The following is a 20,600-nucleotide window of genomic DNA, read 5'->3' as shown; positions in this document are numbered from 1 at the left end:
AAAAAAGGGGAGCGATATGCTCCCCTTTATAACATGCTTTGTTGACGATAGGTTAGAAATCACTAAAAAGCGATATCACCATCGACACACTGAGAATTACTCAGCAGCAGGTGCTTCGCCTTCAGCTGGCGTTTCAACTGCTTCTTTCATGCTTAGACGTACACGGCCTTGACGGTCAATTTCAAGAACCTTAACAGGAACTTCTTGACCTTCAGTTAGGTAGTCAGACACTTTCTCAACGCGCTTGTCAGCGATTTGAGAGATGTGTACTAGACCATCTTTACCTGGAAGGATAGTAACGAATGCACCGAAGTCAGCTAGACGAGCAACTTTACCTTGGTAAATGCGGCCAACTTCAACTTCAGCTGTGATCTCTTCGATACGACGGATAGCTTCTTTAGCAGCTGCGCCTTCAGTAGCAGCAATCTTGATTGTGCCATCGTCTTCGATTTCGATTGTAGTACCCGTTTCTTCACAAAGAGCACGGATAACTGCGCCGCCTTTACCGATAACATCTTTGATCTTATCAGAGCTGATTTTCATTGTGTGGATACGTGGAGCGAATTCAGAGATATCTTCACGAGCACCAGAGATAGCTTCATCCATTACAGAAAGGATGTGCTTACGTGCACCTTGCGCTTGGTTAAGTGCAATTTGCATGATCTCTTTAGTGATACCTTCGATCTTGATGTCCATTTGAAGTGCAGTGATACCAGCGTTAGTACCTGCTACTTTAAAGTCCATGTCACCTAGGTGATCTTCGTCGCCAAGGATGTCAGAAAGAACAACGAAATCGTCGCCTTCTTTAACAAGACCCATTGCGATACCCGCAACAGAAGCTTTGATTGGAACACCAGCATCCATAAGAGCTAGAGATGTACCACATACAGAAGCCATTGAAGAAGAACCGTTAGATTCTGTGATTTCCGATACAACACGAACTGTGTATGGGAATTCTTCAACAGAAGGCATTACTGCTTGGATACCACGTTTAGCAAGCTTACCGTGACCAATTTCACGACGCTTAGGAGAACCAACGAAACCAGTTTCACCTACACAGTATGGAGGGAAGTTGTAGTGTAGAAGGAAGTTGTCTTTCTTCTCACCCATCAGGCTGTCGATGATTTGAGCATCACGTTGTGTGCCAAGCGTTGCAGTAACAAGTGCTTGAGTTTCACCACGAGTGAATAGAGAAGAACCGTGTGTACGTGGAAGAACACCAGTACGTACGTCTAGCGCACGAACCATGTCTTTTTCACGGCCATCGATACGTGGGTTGCCAGCGATGATGCGGCTACGTACTACGTTTTTCTCTAGAGAACCAAGCATGCCGCGGATTTCGCGCTCATCTAGGTTTTCGTCTTGTGCAATTAGAGCTTCAACAACGTCGTTCTTGATTACGCCAACTTGCTCGTAACGAGCCATTTTCTCAGTGATCTGGTACGCGTCAGATAGACGAGTTTCAGCAAGTTCAGCAACTTGAGCTTTAAGCTCAGTGTTAACTGCTGGTGCTTCCCAGTTCCAAGATGGAGTTGCAACTTCAGCAGCAAACTCGTTGATTGCTTTGATTACAACTTGTTGTTGGTCGTGACCGTAAACAACAGCTGAAAGCATTTCTTCTTCAGATAGGTTATCTGCTTCAGATTCAACCATAAGTACTGCGCCTTCTGTACCAGACACAACTAGGTCTAGTTTAGAGTTTTCAAGCTCAGTATTTGATGGGTTAAGAACAAGTTCGCCGTCGATGTGACCAACACGTGCAGCACCGATAGGACCATTGAATGGAGCACCAGAGATAGCAAGCGCAGCAGATGTTGCGATCATAGTGATCATGTCTGGGTTTACGTCAGGGTTGATAGAAACAACCGTAGCGATAACTTGAACTTCGTTTTTAAACGCACTTGGGAAAAGTGGACGAATTGGACGGTCAATCAGACGAGCTGTTAGTGTTTCGCCTTCAGATGGACGACCTTCACGCTTGAAGAAACCACCAGGGATTTTACCCGCAGCGTATGTACGCTCTTGGTAGTTTACTGTTAGTGGGAAGAAGTCTTGACCTGCAACTGCTTCTTTCTTAGCAACAACAGAAACGAATACTGAAGTATCGTCCATAGTCGCCATTACAGCAGCAGTAGCTTGACGTGCAATTACGCCCGTTTCTAGAGTAACGGTGTGGTTACCGTACTGGAACGATTTTACAACTGGTTTTTCAAACATTGTATATCCTTAGCTCTAAAGTCAGACTTTAGATTAAGTGAATAATGACTCAAGACATTACCAATCGCGACTAGTGAAAAGGGACTTAGGATGGTGACTCTTTGTATGTGTTCATACGCCGAATTAAGACCAAATCCGCCTTTGAATAGTCGCGACCTATTGGCCGACATCTGTGACTGTAATCTCTTGAGAGGTTGATTGCCAAACGCTGAAAACGCTATAGGCGGGCGTAGTATAAACTATTTTTATTAGGAGATATATTTCCTATCAGAAAAAGCCAGATGATATTCTGAGCATCCAGCCTAGCATTTTCTTACAGGCACAAAAAAAGGAGCATAAATGCTCCTTTTCTTCAAACTGTCTTTGCAGACATCGCTATTAGCGACGTAGGCCTAGACGCTTGATTAGGTCTTGGTAACGAGCAAGGTTTTTGCCTTTCAAGTAATCAAGAAGCTTACGACGGCTAGAAACCATACGTAGTAGACCACGACGGCTGTGGTGATCGTGTTTGTGCGCTTTGAAGTGACCTTGTAGGTGGTTGATAGAAGCAGTAAGTAGTGCTACTTGTACTTCTGGTGAACCTGTGTCGCCTTCAGATTGTGCGTATTCTGCAACGATTGCTGCTTTAGTTTCTGCATTCAGAGACATAATTCTCTCCTGATAAGAGTAAGTTTATATTTGTAGCAGCCAATCTCTGATTCAGCCGCTACGCGAGCCGAGGATTATAGGGAAGTTTGTCAGTTGGTGCAATAACAATCGAACCCATTAAAAACGAAAAAAGCGAACCACCTAAATTAGGCGTTCGCTTTCTGTCTTATTTGCTCGCTTTTCACGACTCAGCTCTAAGATCTGATTCGATGTAAGCGCTACGCTTGTGGTTCTTCATCTCTGAAAACAACCAAACGCTTCGGTGCAACTCGGCCATCTTCAGCAATCTGAGCTACGCCGACAAACAGCTTCTCTTCGCCACTTGTCATACGAACCGTGCCTTCAGTTGGCGCACCAGCAACCTGAACTGGCATACCGTGCTGAACTAAGTCAGTCAGTTCCGCGTTCAGGTTTACTTCTGGTAAGTCTTCAACGGCAGTGTCCATTGGCATCAGCAGAGGATCAAGCAGCTCTTTCGGTGCAATTTCTTGCGCCTGTGCTTGCTCTAGGATCTCGTTTAACTGCTCCAAAGTCACCATACGCTCGTACGGGTACTTCGCTACACCTGTACGACGAAGCATAGTCACGTGAGCACCACAACCTAGCATCTCACCAAGATCGTCAGTAATTGTGCGGATGTATGTGCCTTTCGAACAATGCACTTCCATTTCAACTTCATCGCCTTCAAAGCGAAGCAGTTCAATAGAGTACACAGTGATCTTACGAGACTCACGAGGAACCTCGATACCTGCACGTGCGTATTCGTACAAAGGCTTACCTTGATATTTCAATGCCGAAAACATTGATGGTATCTGATCGGTTTCACCCTTGAAGCTCGCAATGCAACGCTCAAGCTGTTCTTGAGTCACGTTAACATCACGTGTCTCTACCACTTCACCATCGGAATCAGAGGTATTGGTACGCTCACCAAGCTTAGCGATAACAACGTAGCGCTTATCAGAATCTAGAAGAAACTGAGAGAACTTCGTTGCTTCACCAAGACAAATTGGCAGCATGCCAGTCGCAAGAGGATCCAGAGCACCGGTGTGCCCTGCCTTCTCTGCAAAGTAAATACGCTTTACTTTTTGCAGTGCATCATTAGACGAAATGCCAGTCGGCTTATCTAATAGAATTACCCCGTTGATAGGGCGACCTTTACGACGGCGGGCCATTACTCTTCGCCCTTAGACTGAGTTTCGTCAGTGCGACCAGCTTCTTCTTGCTTACGTTTGTCGTCGTTCAGAACTTCACTTACTAGGTTAGACATTCGCATGCCTTCTACTAGTGTGTTGTCGTAAGTAAAACGAACTTCAGGCGTTAGACGGTGGCGAATACGCTTACCAAGAGCCATACGAACTGGCACTTCATGCTCTTTAAGAGCTTTAAGACATGATTCAGGAGTTTGCTCACCAACACATAGGAAAGTCACGAACACTTTTGCGTAAGCAAGGTCACGAGACACTTCTACGTCTGAGATAGTTACCATACCAATACGTGAGTCACGAACTTCACGTTGTAGGATAAGCGCAAGCTCTTTTTGAAGCTGCTGAGACACACGTTGTGTGCGGCTAAATTCTTTTGACATTTTCTTTTCTCACTTAGAAAGATGGGGGGCTTGGTAATTACCAGCCCCCCATGGTGTATTCAACAACCGATTACTTATTACCTTTACTAGTAATGTTAGTAACCTTAGTCAATATGTCGAGTCGTACAGACTGATTAGTCTAGAGTACGTTTAACCTCAACGATTTCGAATACTTCGATCTGGTCACCAACGCGAACGTCGTTGTAGTTCTTAACGCCGACACCACACTCGTAACCGTTCTTAACTTCTTGAACGTCATCTTTAAAGCGACGAAGTGACTCTAGTTCACCTTCGTAGATAACAACGTTTTCACGAAGTACACGGATTGGGTTGCTACGCTTAATCGTACCTTCAGTAACGATACAACCAGCGATTGCACCAAGTTTAGGCGACTTAAATACGTCACGAACTTGTGCAAGACCAATGATCTCTTGACGGAATTCAGGAGCAAGCATACCGCCCATCGCCTGTTTAACTTCGTCAATCAGTTGGTAAATGATTGAGTAGTAACGTAGATCTAGGTTTTCGTTCTGAACCGTGTTACGCGCAGTTGCGTCAGCACGAACGTTGAAACCAAGGATGATAGCGTTAGAAGCTGCTGCAAGAGTTGCATCAGTTTCAGTAATACCACCAACACCAGAACCTACGATGTTCACTTTAACTTCGTCAGTAGACAGTTTCAGTAGAGAGTCAGCAATCGCTTCTACAGAACCTTGAACGTCAGCTTTAAGTACAACGTTAAGCTCAGCAACTTCGCCAGCCGTCATGTTCGCGAACATGTTCTCTAGTTTCGCTTTTTGTTGGCGAGCTAGTTTAACATCACGGAATTTACCTTGACGGTAGTTCGCAACTTCACGTGCTTTACGCTCATCACGTACAACAGTCGCTTCATCACCTGATGCAGGTACACCAGAAAGGCCTAGAATTTCTACAGGGATAGATGGACCTGCAGTTTCGATGTCTCTGCCGTTCTCATCGCGCATTGCACGAACACGGCCGTACTCTTGACCACAAAGAACGATGTCGCCTTTGTTTAGAGTACCAGACTGTACTAGTACTGTTGCAACTGGACCGCGACCTTTATCAAGACGAGATTCAACAACAACACCAGACGCCATGCCTTCTTTAACCGCTGTAAGTTCAAGAACTTCAGACTGAAGAAGGATTGCTTCTAGAAGACCATCGATGTTTGTACCCTGTTTAGCAGAGATGTGAACGAAGATGTTCTCACCGCCCCATTCTTCAGGGATAACGTCGTATTGAGCTAGCTCATTCTTAACGTTGTCTGGGTTTGCACCCTCTTTATCGATCTTGTTCACAGCAACAATCAGAGGAACGCCTGCCGCTTTCGCGTGCTGGATTGCTTCGATTGTTTGTGGCATTACGCCATCGTCTGCTGCAACTACAAGTACAACGATATCTGTCGCTTGAGCACCACGAGCACGCATAGCTGTAAACGCCGCGTGTCCAGGAGTATCAAGGAAAGTGATCATACCGTTGTCAGTATCTACGTGGTAAGCACCAATGTGCTGCGTGATACCGCCAGCTTCGCCAGAAGCAACGTGTGCTTTACGAATGTAATCAAGTGTTGAAGTTTTACCGTGGTCAACGTGACCCATGATAGTAACAACAGGAGCACGACCTTCAGCGATAGCATCGCTATCACGGTCAGCTAGTACTGCTTCTTCAAGTTCGTTTTCTTTACGTAGGATTACCTTGTGACCCATTTCTTCAGCAACAAGTTGTGCTGTTTCTTGGTCGATCACTTGGTTGATAGTCGCCATAGCGCCCATCTTCATCATTACTTTGATAACTTCAGTTGCTTTAACTGACATTTTGCTAGCCAGTTCAGAAACAACGATAGTTTCGCCGATAGCAACGTCAGATTTAGCAACAGTTGCTGACTTATCGAAGCCTTGCTGCATTGAAGTTGGTTTAGCAAGCTTACCTTTACCGCCACGACCACGCTGGTTACGACCACCACGGTTGTTTGCAGGTTGGTTAGCAGGAGCTGCTTTCTTCTTGCGACGACGAGGTGCTTTCTCATCTTTCTTATCTGCCGCATCTTCAGCTTCACGAGCGTAAGTAGAAGTAGTCACATGGTAATCCGCAGATTTCTCTTGCTCTTTCTTCTTCTTCTCTTCTTCAGACCAACGTTCTTGGTTCTCTTCTGCTAACTTACGAGCTTCTTCAACAAGCTTAGCTGCTTCAGCTTCTGCTTTACGAGTTGCTTCTAGCTCTTGACGAGCTTTAAGTTCATCCGCTTCTTTTTTCGCTTGTGCGTTAGCGTCTGCATTTTTTGAATTCATGTCTTTTTTAGCCTTTTCAGCTTGTGCGCGTTGAGCCTTCTCTTCAGCTTCACGTTTTGCCTCCGCTTCACGTGTTACTTTTTCTTCAGCTTCGCGCTGTGCTTTCTCTGCAGCATCACGTTTCGCTTGCTCTTCAGCATCGCGTTGTGCTTTCTCTTCCGCTTCACGATTAGCTACTTCCTCAGCTTCACGTTTCGCTTCATCTTCAATAGTGCTGCGCTTCACGTAAGTACGCTTTTTACGTACCTCTACTTGAACATCCTTACTCTTACCGCCTCCAGCGGCAACACTTAGCGTGCTGCGGGTCTTGCGTTGAAGAGTTAAACGAGTCGGTTCTGTTTCGCCTGAAGTATCGCCGTGCTCCTTTTTAAGGTGCGTTAGCAATGTTTGCTTCTCTGAATCAGTCACTTGATCCGACCCTGCTTTCTTCATGCCTGCATCAGCAAGTTGTTCAATTAAGCGGTCAACTGGCGTACCAATCTCTTCACTCAGTGCTTTAACTGTTAATTGTGTCATACCGCTTTCTCTCCTTGCTGAATTATTCTTCGTCGCCGAACCAACAGATGTTACGCGCAGCCATAATTAGCTCGCCTGCACGCTCTGCAGTTAGGTCTTCGATGCCTTCTAGTTCATCAACGCCTTGGTCAGCTAGGTCTTCCAGTGTCGCAACGCCTTTTGCTGCTAGCTTGTAAGCCATTTCACGCTCAAGACCTTCAAGTGCAAGTAAGTCTTCAGCAGGCTCAACACCGTCGAAAGTTTCTTCTTTCGCTAGCGCTAGAGTAGTCAGTGCGTCTTTTGCGCGGTTACGTAGTTCTTCAACGATACCTTCGTCTAGACCGTCTACTTCAAGAAGCTCGTTCACAGGAACGTATGCTACTTCTTCAAGCGTAGAGAAGCCTTCTTCAACAAGCATTTGAGCAAAGTCTTCTTCAATGTCTAGGTGCTTCATGAAGTTTTCAATAGAAGCAACTGCTTCTTCTTGGTGCTTCTTCTCAAGATCAGCAACAGTCATTACGTTCAGTTCCCAACCAGTAAGTTGAGACGCTAGACGTACGTTTTGACCGCTACGGCCAATCGCTTGTGCTAGGTTATCCGCTTCAACAGCGATATCCATAGAGTGTGCGTCTTCATCAACGATGATTGAAGCAACATCAGCAGGAGCCATTGCGTTGATTACGAATTGAGCCGGGTTATCATCCCAAAGAACGATATCAATACGCTCACCACCAAGATCGTTAGAAACAGCTTGTACACGTGCGCCACGCATACCAACACACGCACCAACTGGGTCAATACGTTTGTCGTTTGTTTTCACAGCGATTTTAGCACGAGAACCGGCATCACGTGCAGCACCTTTAAGTTCAATTAGCTCTTCACCAATCTCAGGCACTTCAACACGGAATAGTTCAGCTAGCATTTCTGGCTTCGAACGAGTAACGAAAAGCTGGAAACCACGAGCTTCTGGTTTAACTGCGTAAAGAAGACCACGAACACGGTCACCTGGACGGAAGTTTTCACGAGGAAGTTGGTCATCACGAAGGATTACCGCTTCAGCGTTGTTACCTAGGTCTAGGATAATAGTGTCACGGTTAACTTTCTTAACTGCGCCAGTTACTAGCTCGCCTTCGTTATCGATGAACTGCTCAACGATTTGAGCGCGTTCAGCTTCACGTACTTTCTGTACGATAACTTGCTTAGCCGTTTGAGTCGTAATACGGTCAAACGTTACTGATTCGATATCATCTTCAATGAAACCGCCAAGTTCAATCTCTGGGTCATCGTACTTTGCAGCTTCAATAGAGATTTCTTTTGTTGGGAATTCAACTTCCTCAACAGCTTCCCAACGACGGAAAGTTTCGAAATCACCCGTTTTACGGTCAATTTCAACACGAACTTCAATTTCTAGTTCGCTTTTCTTTTTTGTTGCCGTTGCAAGCGCGATTTCAAGCGCTTCAAAAATACGCTCACGAGGAACTGCTTTCTCATTTGAAACAGCTTCTACTACCGCCAAAATTTCTTTGTTCATTAATCTAGCCTCTTAAGCTCTTCTCTCTAGGAGAACTAAAATTTAGGGATCAGGTTAGCTTTCGCAATATTGCTCAGGACGAATTCTTCTTCTTGTCCTTCAACCAATACTTTCACTGTCTCGCCTTCGATAGATTGGATATCACCTTTCCATTTACGACGGTTGCCGACAGCCATTTTCAAAACGATGCTTACCTCGTGACCAATAAATTGTTGGTAATGCTCTGCTTTGAACAGTGGTCTCTCTAAACCTGGTGAAGACACTTCAAGGTTATAAGCCACTGAAATTGGATCTTCAACGTCCATTACGGCACTTACTTGGTGACTAACTTCAGCGCAATCATCTACATTGATACCGTTTGGTGAATCGATGTAAATACGTAGCGTTGAGTGCTCACCAGCACGAATAAATTCTAATCCAACTAACTCATAACCTGATGCTGCTACTGGAGCGTCAAGCATTTCAGTAAGTTGTCTTTCTAAACCAGTCATTTAACCACTCCAGAAACAAAAAAAGGGCTCAAAGCCCAATTTAAATTCCAAGCAAACATTATCTAAATACATTTACAAATGCTTAGATAACAAAAAACCCCGTATAAGCCGGGGTTTTTGTTGCTGGACCCTTATATGTTAAGTGCCATCACATTCGATATCGCACCTAACTCACAGTGAGGTTCACACTGTGCAAACTTGCTACCAATACAAGCTATATAATAGCATTGAAATTGGTTGCGGGAGCCGGATTTGAACCGACGACCTTCGGGTTATGAGCCCGACGAGCTACCAAACTGCTCCATCCCGCGTCCGACTTGCGAGCATTATACGCCCAACAAGATGTTTTACAAGTTTGTAAACATGGTGCCGAGAGAGGGACTCGAACCCTCACACCCTAAGGCACTAGCACCTCATGCTAGCGTGTCTACCAATTTCACCATCTCGGCATCAAATCTTTACAGATTATTGTGGAATTTCGTCGCCTTGCGCCGGAACTTCACTCACTGCATCATCAGCTTGTTGAATCACCTGACCTTGGGTCGGGTCAATCCATTGTGACTCAGTTTTATGTGTAGACATATTACCAAGCACTAAGCTAAGGATAAAAAATGTAGTTGCAAAAATTGCAGTCATTCGGGTAAGGAAATTTCCTGAGCCACCAGCACCAAACACAGTGTTTGAAGCGCCAGCACCGAAAGAGGCTCCCATATCTGCGCCTTTACCTTGTTGAATCAACACTAGGCCAATTACACCAAGCGCTGCCAACAGGTAAATCACAAGTAGAACTGTAAACATTTTTCCACCTATGTTCCTAATTGTTGAGCCAGCGCCGTTCAAAAAACTATTTTTAAGAACAAGGCTAGCGACCTCCTAACTGAAGGCCGAGCAATACTAGCGAATGCGACGATGGCTGACAAGGAGAATTTGCTAAAAAATAAGCCTTTACCAAGTGAATGGTCAAAAAAAGGTCAAAAGCGACACAAAACTCATTTATGTCTCTTTTGACCGTTATATCTTTTGACCGTGATATAAGTCAACCACTTCTAATCACAAGCGCTATTCGCTGCGCCAGCTAAGTAAAAGGTTAAATTAGCAGTTTGCTTTTACTGCATCTGCAATCTTAAGCGCTGATGCTTGAACAAGCTCTGCATCTTCGCCTTCAACCATGACACGCAGTAGTGGCTCGGTACCAGACTTGCGTAATAGTACACGGCCTTTCTCGCCAAGCTCTGCTTCTACTTCAACAACCGCTGCTTTTACCGCTTCGGCTTCTAGTGGGTTTGAATCTCCGCTGAAACGAACGTTTTCTAGAACTTGAGGGTACAACGTCATGCCCTGAGACAACTCATTCAGTGTCATTTCGCTATCAACAACTGAAGCCAAAACTTGCAGAGCAGCAACGATAGCATCACCCGTCGTCACTTTATCTAGTAGGATAACGTGCCCCGAGTTTTCAGCGCCGATCTTCCAGCCTTTAGCAAGAAGCTGTTCCATTACGTAACGGTCACCAACAGCAGCACGTACAAACGGAATACCTAACTGCTTAAGGCCGTTTTCCATACCCAGGTTGGTCATTAGTGTACCAACAACGCCGCCTTTCAACTCACCGCGACGCAGTGCATCACGAGCAATAATGTAAGCGATTTGGTCGCCATCAACTTTGTTGCCTAGCTCGTCAACCATGATGATACGGTCACCATCACCATCAAAGCCAAGACCTAATGCCGCTTTTTCTTCAAGCACTTTTGCTTGCAGAGCACGTACATCCGTCGCACCGACTTCGTGGTTGATGTTAGTACCGTTTGGCTCAACACCAATCGCAACGACCTCAGCACCCAGTTCTTTAAATACAGCAGGCGCAATGTGGTAAGTCGCACCATGTGCACAATCGATAACGATCTTCATGCCAGCTAATGTCATTTTATGTGGGAACGTACTTTTACAGAACTCGATGTAACGGCCAGCCGCATCGTTCAAACGTACTGCTTTACCTAGCTCTGAAGAATCAACACATTCGATGTCTTTATCCAACTCTGCTTCAATTGCCAACTCGATATCGTCCGGCAGTTTTGTTCCCTCAGAAGAGAAGAACTTGATACCGTTATCGTAGTATGGGTTGTGTGATGCAGAGATAACAATACCGGCTTCAGCGCGGAAGGTTTGAGTTAGGTAAGCCACAGCAGGTGTTGGCATTGGGCCAGTAAACGTAGCCTGAAGACCAGCAGCAGCAAGGCCAGCTTCTAGCGCTGACTCAAGCATGTAACCAGAGATACGAGTATCTTTACCAATGATGACTTTCTTTGTGCCTTGCTTCGCAAGAACACGACCCGCAGCCCAGCCAAGCTTCAGAACAAAATCAGGTGTAATCGGGTACTGGCCTACTTTGCCACGCACACCATCTGTGCCGAAATAACGTCTTTTATCAGACATAGTGATTTTCCTTAATTATATTTAGTGATTGTTGTTCATCACTTCGATTATTTTCATCGCTTCCAGTGTCTCCTCGACATCATGAACGCGAATAATTTGTGCGCCTTTCATCGCGGCAATCGTCGCGCAAGTGACGCTTGCGACCATGCAGTCGGCCGGAACCTTGTCTAGCAATTTAAAGATCATCGATTTTCTCGACATCCCCGCTAAAACAGGTAAGCCTAACGAATGAAACTTTTCAAGATGCGCTAGTAGGTGATAATTGTGTTCGATGGTTTTCCCAAAGCCAAAGCCAGGGTCAAGGATCAGCTGATCTTTTGAAATACCCACCGCCTCACACGCTTCTACCCTTTCTTGCAAGAATGCTTCTACATCCTGAAGAACATCATCATAACTTGGGTTAGCTTGCATGGTTCTCGGCTGACCTTTCATGTGCATCAGACAAATCGGAACATTAGCATCAGCGGCGACTTGTAATGCTCCAGGCTCTTGCAAAGCGCGCACATCATTGATCAAATCAGCGCCCGCTTCAACAGCTTGGCGCATCACTTCCGCTTTACTGGTATCTATCGAGATCCACACATCAAACTTGGCACGAATGGCTTTAATAGCAGGAATGACACGGGTAAGCTCCTCTTCTAACGAAACATCAGGAGCGCCAGGTCGAGTTGACTCACCACCAATATCGATAATGCTAACGCCCGCTTGAACCATGCGTTCAGCTTGCTGTAAGGCATTATCAAGTGAGTTAAATTTCCCACCGTCAGAGAAAGAGTCAGGGGTGACATTGAGGATGCCCATCACATGTGGGCGATCTAACACGAGAGTTTTATTCTTTGCTTTTAATATCATGGAAGGCCGATCTTAAAGGGAAAAACACCATAGGCTATAAACAGAAAAACCCTGAGCGTACTCAGGGTTTTAATTTATAACTTAGCGATTAAGAATCTTTGTTTTGAGCATCATCTGTTTCAGATTTAACTTCTTCAACTTTCGACTCTTCAGCTTTTGGTTCCGCTTTAGCTTCTTCTGCCTTAGCTTCAGGTTTTGCTTCTTCCTTTGTAGGTTCAGCTTTTACCTGATCACCCCAACCAGCTGGATCACGAATCTCTTGCTTACGCTCCATCAAGTCATCAATTTGACCTGCATCGATCGTTTCGAACTTCATTAGAGCGTCTTTCATCGAATGCATGATATCCATGTTATCTTCAAGAATCTTCTTAGCTCTATCGTAGTTACGGTCGATAAGGATACGAATCTCTTCATCGATAAGCTTAGTCGTGTCATCAGAAACGTGCTTAGCTTGGCTCATGCCGCGACCTAGGAAAACTTCACCTTCTTCTTCTGCGTAAAGAAGAGGACCCAATTTCTCAGAGAAGCCCCACTGCGTAACCATCTTACGAGCAATATCAGTTGCACGTTCGATATCGTTAGACGCACCAGTTGACACTTTGTCTTTACCGTAAATAAGTTCTTCAGCAAGACGACCACCGTACAGGCTAGAAATCATAGACTCTAGATGTTGGCGAGACATGCTCACACGATCTTGCTCTGGCAAGTACATGGTTACACCAAGCGCACGACCACGTGGAATGATTGACACCTTGTACACTGGATCGTGTTCAGGTACCAAACGACCAACAATTGCGTGACCCGCTTCGTGGTAAGCCGTTGACTCTTTCACTTCTTCAGACATAACCATTGAACGGCGCTCTGCACCCATCATAATTTTGTCTTTCGCAAGTTCAAACTCAACCATAGATACATTGCGCTTGTTACCACGAGCAGCAAATAGCGCCGCTTCGTTCACAAGGTTCGCAAGATCTGCACCAGAGAAGCCTGGAGTACCACGAGCGATCAGCGACGGTTCAACATCACCTGATAGTGGCACTTTACGCATGTGTACTTTAAGAATCTGTTCACGACCACGTACATCCGGTAGACCAACCACAACTTGACGGTCAAAACGACCAGGACGAAGTAATGCAGGGTCTAGTACGTCTGGACGGTTAGTCGCAGCGATAACGATAATACCTTCGTTACCTTCGAAACCATCCATCTCAACCAACATTTGGTTCAGTGTTTGTTCACGTTCATCGTGACCACCACCAACACCAGCGCCACGTTGACGACCTACAGCATCAATTTCATCGATAAAGATGATACAAGGTGCCGCTTTCTTCGCTTGTTCGAACATGTCACGCACACGAGATGCACCAACACCAACAAACATTTCAACGAAGTCAGAACCAGAGATAGTAAAGAACGGTACTTTCGCTTCACCGGCAATCGCTTTTGCAAGCAATGTTTTACCCGTACCAGGAGGACCAACCAACAGGATACCTGTCGGGATCTTACCACCTAGCTTTTGGAAGCGGCTTGGGTCACGAAGGTAGTCCACAAGCTCTTTCACGTCTTCTTTTGCTTCGTCACAACCAGCAACATCAGCAAACATGGTTTTGATTTGTTCTTCGCTCATCATTCGAGCTTTACTCTTACCGAAAGACATCGCGCCTTTACCGCCGCCGCCGCCTTGCATTTGACGCATGAAGAAAATCCATACACCAATCAGTAAGATCATTGGGAACCATGAGATGAAGATAGTGCCAAGCAGGCTCTGCTCTTCAGGTGGTGTACCCTGAACTTTTACGTTTTGATTAATTAAGTCATCAAGTAGCTTTTGATCATAAACAGGCATGTAAGTTACATACTTAGAACCACCACCACGACGTGTGAAAGTGATTTCGCTGTTATTGAACTGTGCGTCTTGAATCTGGCCTTGGCCAACTTCCTGTACAAACGTGGTGTAATCTACTGCTCTGCCGTTACTTTCCCCAGGGCCGAAGCTCTGGAATACCGACATCAACACTACCGCGATAACAAGCCACAGAATTAAATTTTTTGCCATGTCACTCAAGGTGTAAGCCTCTCGATAACTAATTGTAATTAAAGGTAGGGTACTACAGTTTGTAACCTGTAGCCATGTTGTTAACTCTCACTCTTGGAAGAGAATCGTTAACCTTTGTAACCAGTGGCTACGATAAACACTTCACGAGATCGAGCTCGAGAAGAGTCGGGTTTTCTAACTTTTACTGTTTTAAACATCTCGCGGACGTCCTTAACGTATTGGTCAAACCCTTCGCCTTGGAATACTTTTACAACAAAACTACCATTGGTAGCTAGAACTTGTCGACACATATCCAAAGCTAATTCAACTAAATACATAGCTCTTGGCTGATCCACAGAATTGTTGCCTGCTATATTAGGTGCCATATCTGACATCACGACATCAACCATGTTTGGTTGTATACGTTCCAACAAGGCATCTAGCACAGCTTCTTCGCGGAAATCGCCTTGTAAAAAGCTAACACCAGCAATCGGATCCATTGGTAACAAGTCACACGCAATGATTTGTCCGTTGTCTCCAACAATCTTAGCAGCATATTGAGACCAACCGCCAGGTGCTGCACCCAAATCCACAATGGTCATCCCAGGAGACAGCAATTTATCTTTCGTTTGAATCTCTTCCATTTTGAAATAAGCACGTGAACGATAGCCTTTCTTTCTTGCTTCATTTGCGTACTTGTCGTCGAAGTGTTCCTTCAACCAACGGCCTGAACTGGCCGAGTGTTTCTGTTTGCTCATTGGATACCTAAATTGGAGGAAAGTACTAATTGCTGAATAAATTATAGTCTTCAGCTTTAGATGGCGTTAAAATAGGTTTTTTCAACCCTAATAGTAAAGAAAATTGGCCGCGTAATGAACCTAAGTACCAAACAAAAGCAGCATCTAAAGGGCCTAGCTCACAGTTTAAAACCTGTTGTGCTAATGGGCGCAAATGGACTTACTGAAGCTGTTCTAGCGGAAATCGAATTAGCTCTAGACCACCACGAACTGATCAAGATTAAAGTTGCATCAGAAGACCGTGATACTAAGCAACTGATTATCGATGCAATTGTACGTGAAACTAAAGCTGAGAAAGTACAGACTATCGGTAAAGTTCTAGTACTGTTCCGCCAGTCAGAAGCACGTAAAATCGAGATTCCACGTAAATAAGCGAGTTTGATATAAGCTAACTTCACTAATAGGAAGCCACAGCGCTTATCTTTTAGTGTAGCGTGAGAAACGAAAAAGGTCGCATTTAGCGACCTTTTTACTTATCAGAAACAAAGAAAATTCAATTAGATATATTCTACTTTGTCGATTTCGAAGTCTTTGTCACCACCAGGGGTAGAGATCATGACTTCGTCGCCTTCCATTTTACCGATAAGACCGCGAGCAATTGGCGATTTCACAGAAATGCGACCCGTTTTGATGTCTGCTTCGTCTTCTGAAACGATTTGGTAGCGGAACTCATCATCGGTATCCACATCAATCAGTGTCACTGTCGTACCAAAGATAATCTTGCCCGTATTATCCATTTGCGTTACATCGATGATCTGAGCCAGTGATAGCTTATATTCAATATCACGGATCTGAGCTTCACAAATACCCTGCTCTTCACGAGCGGCGTGGTATTCAGCATTCTCTTTCAGGTCACCTAGTTCACGTGCTTCACCAATAGCTGCTGAGATAACAGGGCGTAGCTTAAGTAGGCGATCTAATTCGTCACGTAGCTGCTGAGCGCCACGTACTGTCATTGGAACCTTTTCCATTTTTTACCTCTATGCCAAAGCTTTCTTTGGCCAACATAAATACACCCAACGTATTTATTGGGTGATAGAAACAAAACGATTTGGCTTAGTGTAAACAAACTTTATGGCTAAATCACCTTTATTCCACTTTGCGTTATAAAAGCTTTATCTAGGTCTAAATTACAGACATCACAAAAATGAATAATAACCTCCCCATCAATAAGTTGAGAATTAAATACCTAAAAAAACAAAAAACAAACAAAATAAACACAGATCACACTTTTATAAAAATCACTTTAAAACAAACACTTAATCAACAAGAGATATAATAAAACAGTGTTCATTTTTTAGTTTTATATCATTTTACTAACTGACCATGGAACTTTAGAGGTAAAAAGTAACCCATGGATTGCACTGGCATTTTTCAGACTTCTGTTCTAATCATGATTATGAAGCCTGATTAATACAGGCAATACACAAAAGGGTTCAAATCCTTGATAAAACTTCTATGGACAGTAATTAGGAATTAATAACATGAACAAGACTATGATCGCGCTTGCTGTATCGGCTGCAGCTCTTGCTACTAACGCAGTAGCAGCGGACGGCAAACAAGCTGGTGGTATCGACGGCACTTCTGTATACAGCTCAAACGGCACTTCTCTAGAAATCGGTGGTCGTGCGGAAGCTCGTCTATCTCTAAAAGATGGCAAAGCTGAAGACAAAACACGTGTACGTCTTAACTTCCTAGGTAAAGTTGAAATCCAAGACGGCCTATACGGTGTTGGTTTCTACGAAGGCGAATACGAAGCTAACGATAGCAGCGCAACTAACAGCGACTCTATTGACCACCGTTACACTTACGCTGGTATCGGCGGTACATTTGGTGAAGTAACTTACGGTAAGAACGACGGTGCGCTAGGTGTTATCACAGACTTTACCGATATCATGTCTTACCACGGTAACTCAGCGGCATATAAAATTGCAGCTGCTGACCGTACTGACAACATGCTTTCTTACAAAGGTGAGTTCCAAGACCTAGCGGTTAAAGCAAGCTACCGTTTTGCTGACCGTTCAGAAAACGCTGCTGGTGAGTTCGTTGACAACGAAGCAGACGGCTACTCTCTATCTGGTATCTACGCAATCGGCGACTCTGGCTTTAAGCTAGGTGCAGGTTACGCTGACCAAGACGAGCAAAACGAGTACATGCTAGCGGCATCTTTCCGTACTGAAGCTCTATACTTTGCTGGTACATTCACAGATGGTGAACTAGCGAAAAAAGACGGCGACTACACAGGTTACGAATTCGCAACTGCGTACACGCTAGATAAAGCTGCGTTCACTCTAACGTACAACAACGCTGAGTTCGACAGCGAAACTGCTGCGGATAATGTTGCAATCGATGCTACTTACTACTTCAAGCCGAACTTCCGCACGTACATCTCGTACAACTTCAACCTAATCTCTGAAGGCGATCAGTTTGGTGATACTACGAAGTTAACTACAGGTAAAGCATCTAAAGCAGATGCTGAAGACGAGCTAGCTATCGGTCTACGTTACGACTTCTAATTCTGATTATCTAATTGATTAATTAGTTAATTGAGAATCAAAACGCCCGCTATCTAGCGGGCTTTTTTTATATCTGTATACTGAAAACATCTGCCATCCAAGAAATCTTCTATGCGCCTTCTATCCACACTACTTGTATGTAGTTTTTCCATTAGCGCTTTCTCAGTTAACGCTTTCTCTTACCCCCCTCTAGATAAATTGCCTGATGGCAGTAGCACAAGTGTAATTTTGGAATCCCTGAGAGGCGATTCAAACAAAATGAATTCCAACAGTGATGGCTTCTACCCGCCCGCCAGTACTTTAAAGCTGGTGACAGCTTTAGCGGCTAAGTTGGAGTTAGGGGATGACTTTCACTACACGACCAGCATTGCCCGTTCTGGGAATGACTCAATCATTTCATTTAGTGGCGACCCGACCCTACAACGAGAACAGCTTAAAAGCCTTTTGGGTCAATACGCAAAATCTCAATCCAGAACCATCAAGGGCAACTTATACCTAGATAACTCGACTTTTACGGGCTATCAGCGAGCGGTGGGTTGGCCTTGGGACATTCTAGGGGTTTGTTACAGCGCGCCTTCGAGTGCGATGACCTTAGACAGCAACTGCGCACAAGCCTCTATTTATACAAAAGATAACGGCAGCACTCGTGTCTATATTCCTGCTCACTATCCGATAGACGTGACAACCACCGCAGCCACCGTAACTCGATCAGGGCAGAAGGCGACACAATGCGACTTAGAGCTCATCACCACTCCAGACAACGCTTACAAGCTCTCTGGTTGCTTAGTCGAGCGTAAGAAGCCACTACCACTCAAGTTTGCGATTCAAAACCCCGAGCTTTATACCTATCAAGTCGTGACATCGCTTCTTGAAGAACTGAAAATCCAAGTTCAAGGCGATGTAATTGTTGGTAAAAAAGCGCAAGCAAACAAAACCACGTTAGTCGCGAGCCACCATTCAGAAAAGCTTCCTGAACTGCTCGATATCATGCTCAAGAAGTCGGATAACCTTATCGCAGATAATCTAACTAAAACGCTAGGAGCCACATTTTATGTTCAACCAGGCAGTTTCAATAACGGTACTGAAGCGATAAAGCAGATATTGCTGACCAAGGCTAATATTGACCTCAGTAAAGCGCAGCTCGTCGATGGTTCAGGGCTATCTAGAAATAACCGAATGAGGTCACAGACCATGGCTCAAGTGCTTCGTTATATCTGGGAAAACGATCAACAGCTCAACCTAATTGAGGCTATGCCTACATCAGGTGTAAATGGAACGCTCAAGTACCGTCCAAGCATGAGAAAAGCACCGATTCAGGGCAACATCACAGCCAAGAGTGGTTCTCTATACGGCAGTTACAACATGGCGGGATACGGATTAGATAAAGCGGGAAAACCAAACTCTCTGTTTGTGCAGTTTGTTCGTGATTACTTCCCTGAAGAACAAGATCCAGACAAACCAGTGGAAGCACCTATCACCCAGTTTGAGCGTGCTTTCTACAAAGATGTGGTCGAGTTCAGTCAAACACAAAGCAAATCTAAGTAATGCTTAGCTTTGTGTAAACTTCTACTCAAACAATAAAAATGGCGCTGAAGACCTTAAATCTTCAGCGCCATTTTTGTTTCTCAGATGTATTTAGCTATTTTTATAGGTGCCTATTTTTATAGGAGCTAAGCGATACCGAGGAATGAGTTAACCACAGTGAAGTAGATCCACATTCCTGAGATATCAACTATGGAAGCAAGCACTGGGCTCACTAACACCGCTGGATCAAGCTTAAATAGCCTAGCAACTATCGGCAATCCGCCACCCAGCACGGTTGATATGGTCACCTGAATAAACAGCGCTACCGCAATAGCTAACGCAATCATGTTGATATCATAACCACCTGTCGCTTGGTTTTCACTAAAGAGCAAAATACGTCCAATCATCACTACAGCAATCGCTAAAGCTAAACAAATAGCAACTCTAAACTCTTTCCATAGAACGTTAGCCCATTGGCGTTTTTTCAACTCACCTGTGGCTAAGGCTCGGATCACCAAAGTCGCTGCTTGTGTTCCGGTGTTACCACCAGCAGCAGCAATTACCGGCATGTAGATTGCCAAAAGTACCAACTGACTGAGAATGTCTTCATACTGAGCAATGATAAGCCCTGAGACGATTCCCAATAGTGCTAACGCAATAATCCAACCGATACGCTGCCTGACGTGGCTCATGACGCCAGTCGAAAGGTAACCCTGTTGAGGTTCTACCTCAGAGTAGATCAGCCCTAGTTGGTGAGCTAGATGTCGAGAGCGCTTCTCAAAGCCCTGCTCTTCTAGCTCACTAAGTAAAGTCTGAATCGTACTCAAAGAGCATTGCCCCAGCACTAGCACCGCATCTTCGAGCGGCATTCGGTTCAAAAGGTTAATTTGTTGCTCACGGCCATACTGTTGAAATGCATTCGATACAGCTTGGATGTCTTGCTCTGTGTACAAAGCTTCGATAGATAAAAAAGTGTTGTTCATTACCGTCATGGCGAATCTCCCGATTGGCAAAGGTAACGACCATCAAAACAAATAGCATAAGTTTATAGATTTATAGATTTATAGATTTATGCGCACCAAGAGCTGAAAGCTACTGGTGTGTCTACTTGTTAGAATCTAGTGTGTGGAAAAGAATGAGGGGGAAAAACAAAGATACCCTACCCGA

17 protein-coding genes and 2 tRNA genes are annotated in these 20,600 nt (G+C 44.7%); 3 read left to right on the top strand and 16 right to left on the bottom strand.

Translation table 11 applies throughout. From position 1 onward, the window contains the following. Positions 1 to 96 precede the first annotated feature (96 nt). The 14 genes from pnp to rlmE form a co-directional block, all read right to left on the bottom strand. Positions 97 to 2,217 (bottom strand): polyribonucleotide nucleotidyltransferase, encoded by a 2,121-nt coding sequence (gene pnp / locus LMH68_RS11070; RefSeq protein ID WP_017059234.1) that lies wholly within the window; start codon positions 2,215 to 2,217, stop codon positions 97 to 99. Between the two features lie 378 nt (positions 2,218 to 2,595). After that, positions 2,596 to 2,865, bottom strand: a complete 270-nt coding sequence (rpsO, locus tag LMH68_RS11065) for a 30S ribosomal protein S15 (RefSeq protein WP_010436144.1) — start codon at positions 2,863 to 2,865, stop codon at positions 2,596 to 2,598. 218 nt (positions 2,866 to 3,083) lie between these two features. Further along, complete coding sequence (truB, locus tag LMH68_RS11060; protein ID WP_017059233.1) at positions 3,084 to 4,037, bottom strand: tRNA pseudouridine(55) synthase TruB; 954 nt, start codon at positions 4,035 to 4,037, stop codon at positions 3,084 to 3,086. Further along, complete coding sequence (rbfA, locus tag LMH68_RS11055; protein WP_017065964.1) at positions 4,037 to 4,450, bottom strand: 30S ribosome-binding factor RbfA; 414 nt, start codon at positions 4,448 to 4,450, stop codon at positions 4,037 to 4,039. The genes truB and rbfA overlap by 1 nt, the downstream gene beginning before the upstream one ends. A gap of 134 nt (positions 4,451 to 4,584) precedes the next feature. Continuing rightward, complete coding sequence (gene infB / locus LMH68_RS11050; protein ID WP_229647643.1) at positions 4,585 to 7,275, bottom strand: translation initiation factor IF-2; 2,691 nt, start codon at positions 7,273 to 7,275, stop codon at positions 4,585 to 4,587. A 22-nt stretch (positions 7,276 to 7,297) separates the two neighbouring features. Then, positions 7,298 to 8,785 carry a transcription termination factor NusA gene (nusA, locus tag LMH68_RS11045; RefSeq protein ID WP_017059230.1) on the bottom strand — a complete coding sequence of 496 codons (1,488 nt, stop codon included), beginning with the start codon at positions 8,783 to 8,785 and terminating at the stop codon, positions 7,298 to 7,300. 35 nt (positions 8,786 to 8,820) lie between these two features. Further along, positions 8,821 to 9,276 (bottom strand): ribosome maturation factor RimP, encoded by a 456-nt coding sequence (gene rimP / locus LMH68_RS11040; RefSeq protein ID WP_004738265.1) that lies wholly within the window; start codon positions 9,274 to 9,276, stop codon positions 8,821 to 8,823. A gap of 234 nt (positions 9,277 to 9,510) precedes the next feature. Beyond that, positions 9,511 to 9,587 (bottom strand) — tRNA-Met (locus tag LMH68_RS11035). A gap of 53 nt (positions 9,588 to 9,640) precedes the next feature. Continuing rightward, a tRNA-Leu gene (locus LMH68_RS11030) sits at positions 9,641 to 9,725 on the bottom strand. Between the two features lie 16 nt (positions 9,726 to 9,741). Continuing rightward, positions 9,742 to 10,074 carry a preprotein translocase subunit SecG gene (gene secG, locus LMH68_RS11025; protein ID WP_017059392.1) on the bottom strand — a complete coding sequence of 111 codons (333 nt, stop codon included), beginning with the start codon at positions 10,072 to 10,074 and terminating at the stop codon, positions 9,742 to 9,744. A 294-nt stretch (positions 10,075 to 10,368) separates the two neighbouring features. Further along, positions 10,369 to 11,709: a phosphoglucosamine mutase gene (glmM, locus tag LMH68_RS11020; protein WP_017059393.1), complete on the bottom strand. Its 1,341-nt coding sequence runs from the start codon at positions 11,707 to 11,709 to the stop codon at positions 10,369 to 10,371. A gap of 21 nt (positions 11,710 to 11,730) precedes the next feature. Beyond that, a complete protein-coding gene (folP, locus tag LMH68_RS11015; protein WP_229647642.1) occupies positions 11,731 to 12,561 on the bottom strand; it encodes a dihydropteroate synthase in 831 nt (276 codons plus the stop codon). Positions 12,562 to 12,649: 88 nt separating this feature from the next. After that, complete coding sequence (ftsH, locus tag LMH68_RS11010; protein ID WP_017068905.1) at positions 12,650 to 14,617, bottom strand: ATP-dependent zinc metalloprotease FtsH; 1,968 nt, start codon at positions 14,615 to 14,617, stop codon at positions 12,650 to 12,652. Between the two features lie 107 nt (positions 14,618 to 14,724). Continuing rightward, positions 14,725 to 15,354 (bottom strand): 23S rRNA (uridine(2552)-2'-O)-methyltransferase RlmE, encoded by a 630-nt coding sequence (gene rlmE, locus LMH68_RS11005; RefSeq protein WP_017059396.1) that lies wholly within the window; start codon positions 15,352 to 15,354, stop codon positions 14,725 to 14,727. 114 nt (positions 15,355 to 15,468) lie between these two features. On the opposite strand from rlmE, the gene yhbY reads away from it, so the two are divergent. Further along, a complete protein-coding gene (gene yhbY, locus LMH68_RS11000; RefSeq protein WP_017063275.1) occupies positions 15,469 to 15,765 on the top strand; it encodes a ribosome assembly RNA-binding protein YhbY in 297 nt (98 codons plus the stop codon). A 125-nt stretch (positions 15,766 to 15,890) separates the two neighbouring features. On the opposite strand, the gene greA is transcribed toward yhbY, so the two are convergent. Beyond that, entirely contained in the window at positions 15,891 to 16,364 is a 474-nt protein-coding gene (greA, locus tag LMH68_RS10995; RefSeq protein WP_017059397.1) for a transcription elongation factor GreA, read from the bottom strand. 513 nt (positions 16,365 to 16,877) lie between these two features. On the opposite strand from greA, the gene LMH68_RS10990 reads away from it, so the two are divergent. Continuing rightward, complete coding sequence (locus tag LMH68_RS10990; RefSeq protein WP_102498657.1) at positions 16,878 to 17,909, top strand: porin; 1,032 nt, start codon at positions 16,878 to 16,880, stop codon at positions 17,907 to 17,909. Positions 17,910 to 18,020: 111 nt separating this feature from the next. Further along, on the top strand, positions 18,021 to 19,454 hold the full coding sequence (gene dacB, locus LMH68_RS10985) for a serine-type D-Ala-D-Ala carboxypeptidase (RefSeq protein ID WP_229647641.1): 1,434 nt from the start codon (positions 18,021 to 18,023) through the stop codon (positions 19,452 to 19,454). Positions 19,455 to 19,579: 125 nt separating this feature from the next. Here dacB and LMH68_RS10980 read toward each other — a convergent pair whose 3' ends face one another. Beyond that, positions 19,580 to 20,425, bottom strand: coding sequence for a magnesium transporter (locus tag LMH68_RS10980; RefSeq protein ID WP_229647640.1), 846 nt, complete (start codon positions 20,423 to 20,425; stop codon positions 19,580 to 19,582). Positions 20,426 to 20,600 lie beyond the last annotated feature (175 nt).

Source organism: Vibrio sp. F13 (assembly GCF_020806305.2).
GTDB classification, from domain to species: domain Bacteria; phylum Pseudomonadota; class Gammaproteobacteria; order Enterobacterales; family Vibrionaceae; genus Vibrio; species Vibrio crassostreae_C.
This window is presented reverse-complemented; position numbering and strand designations above follow the sequence as displayed.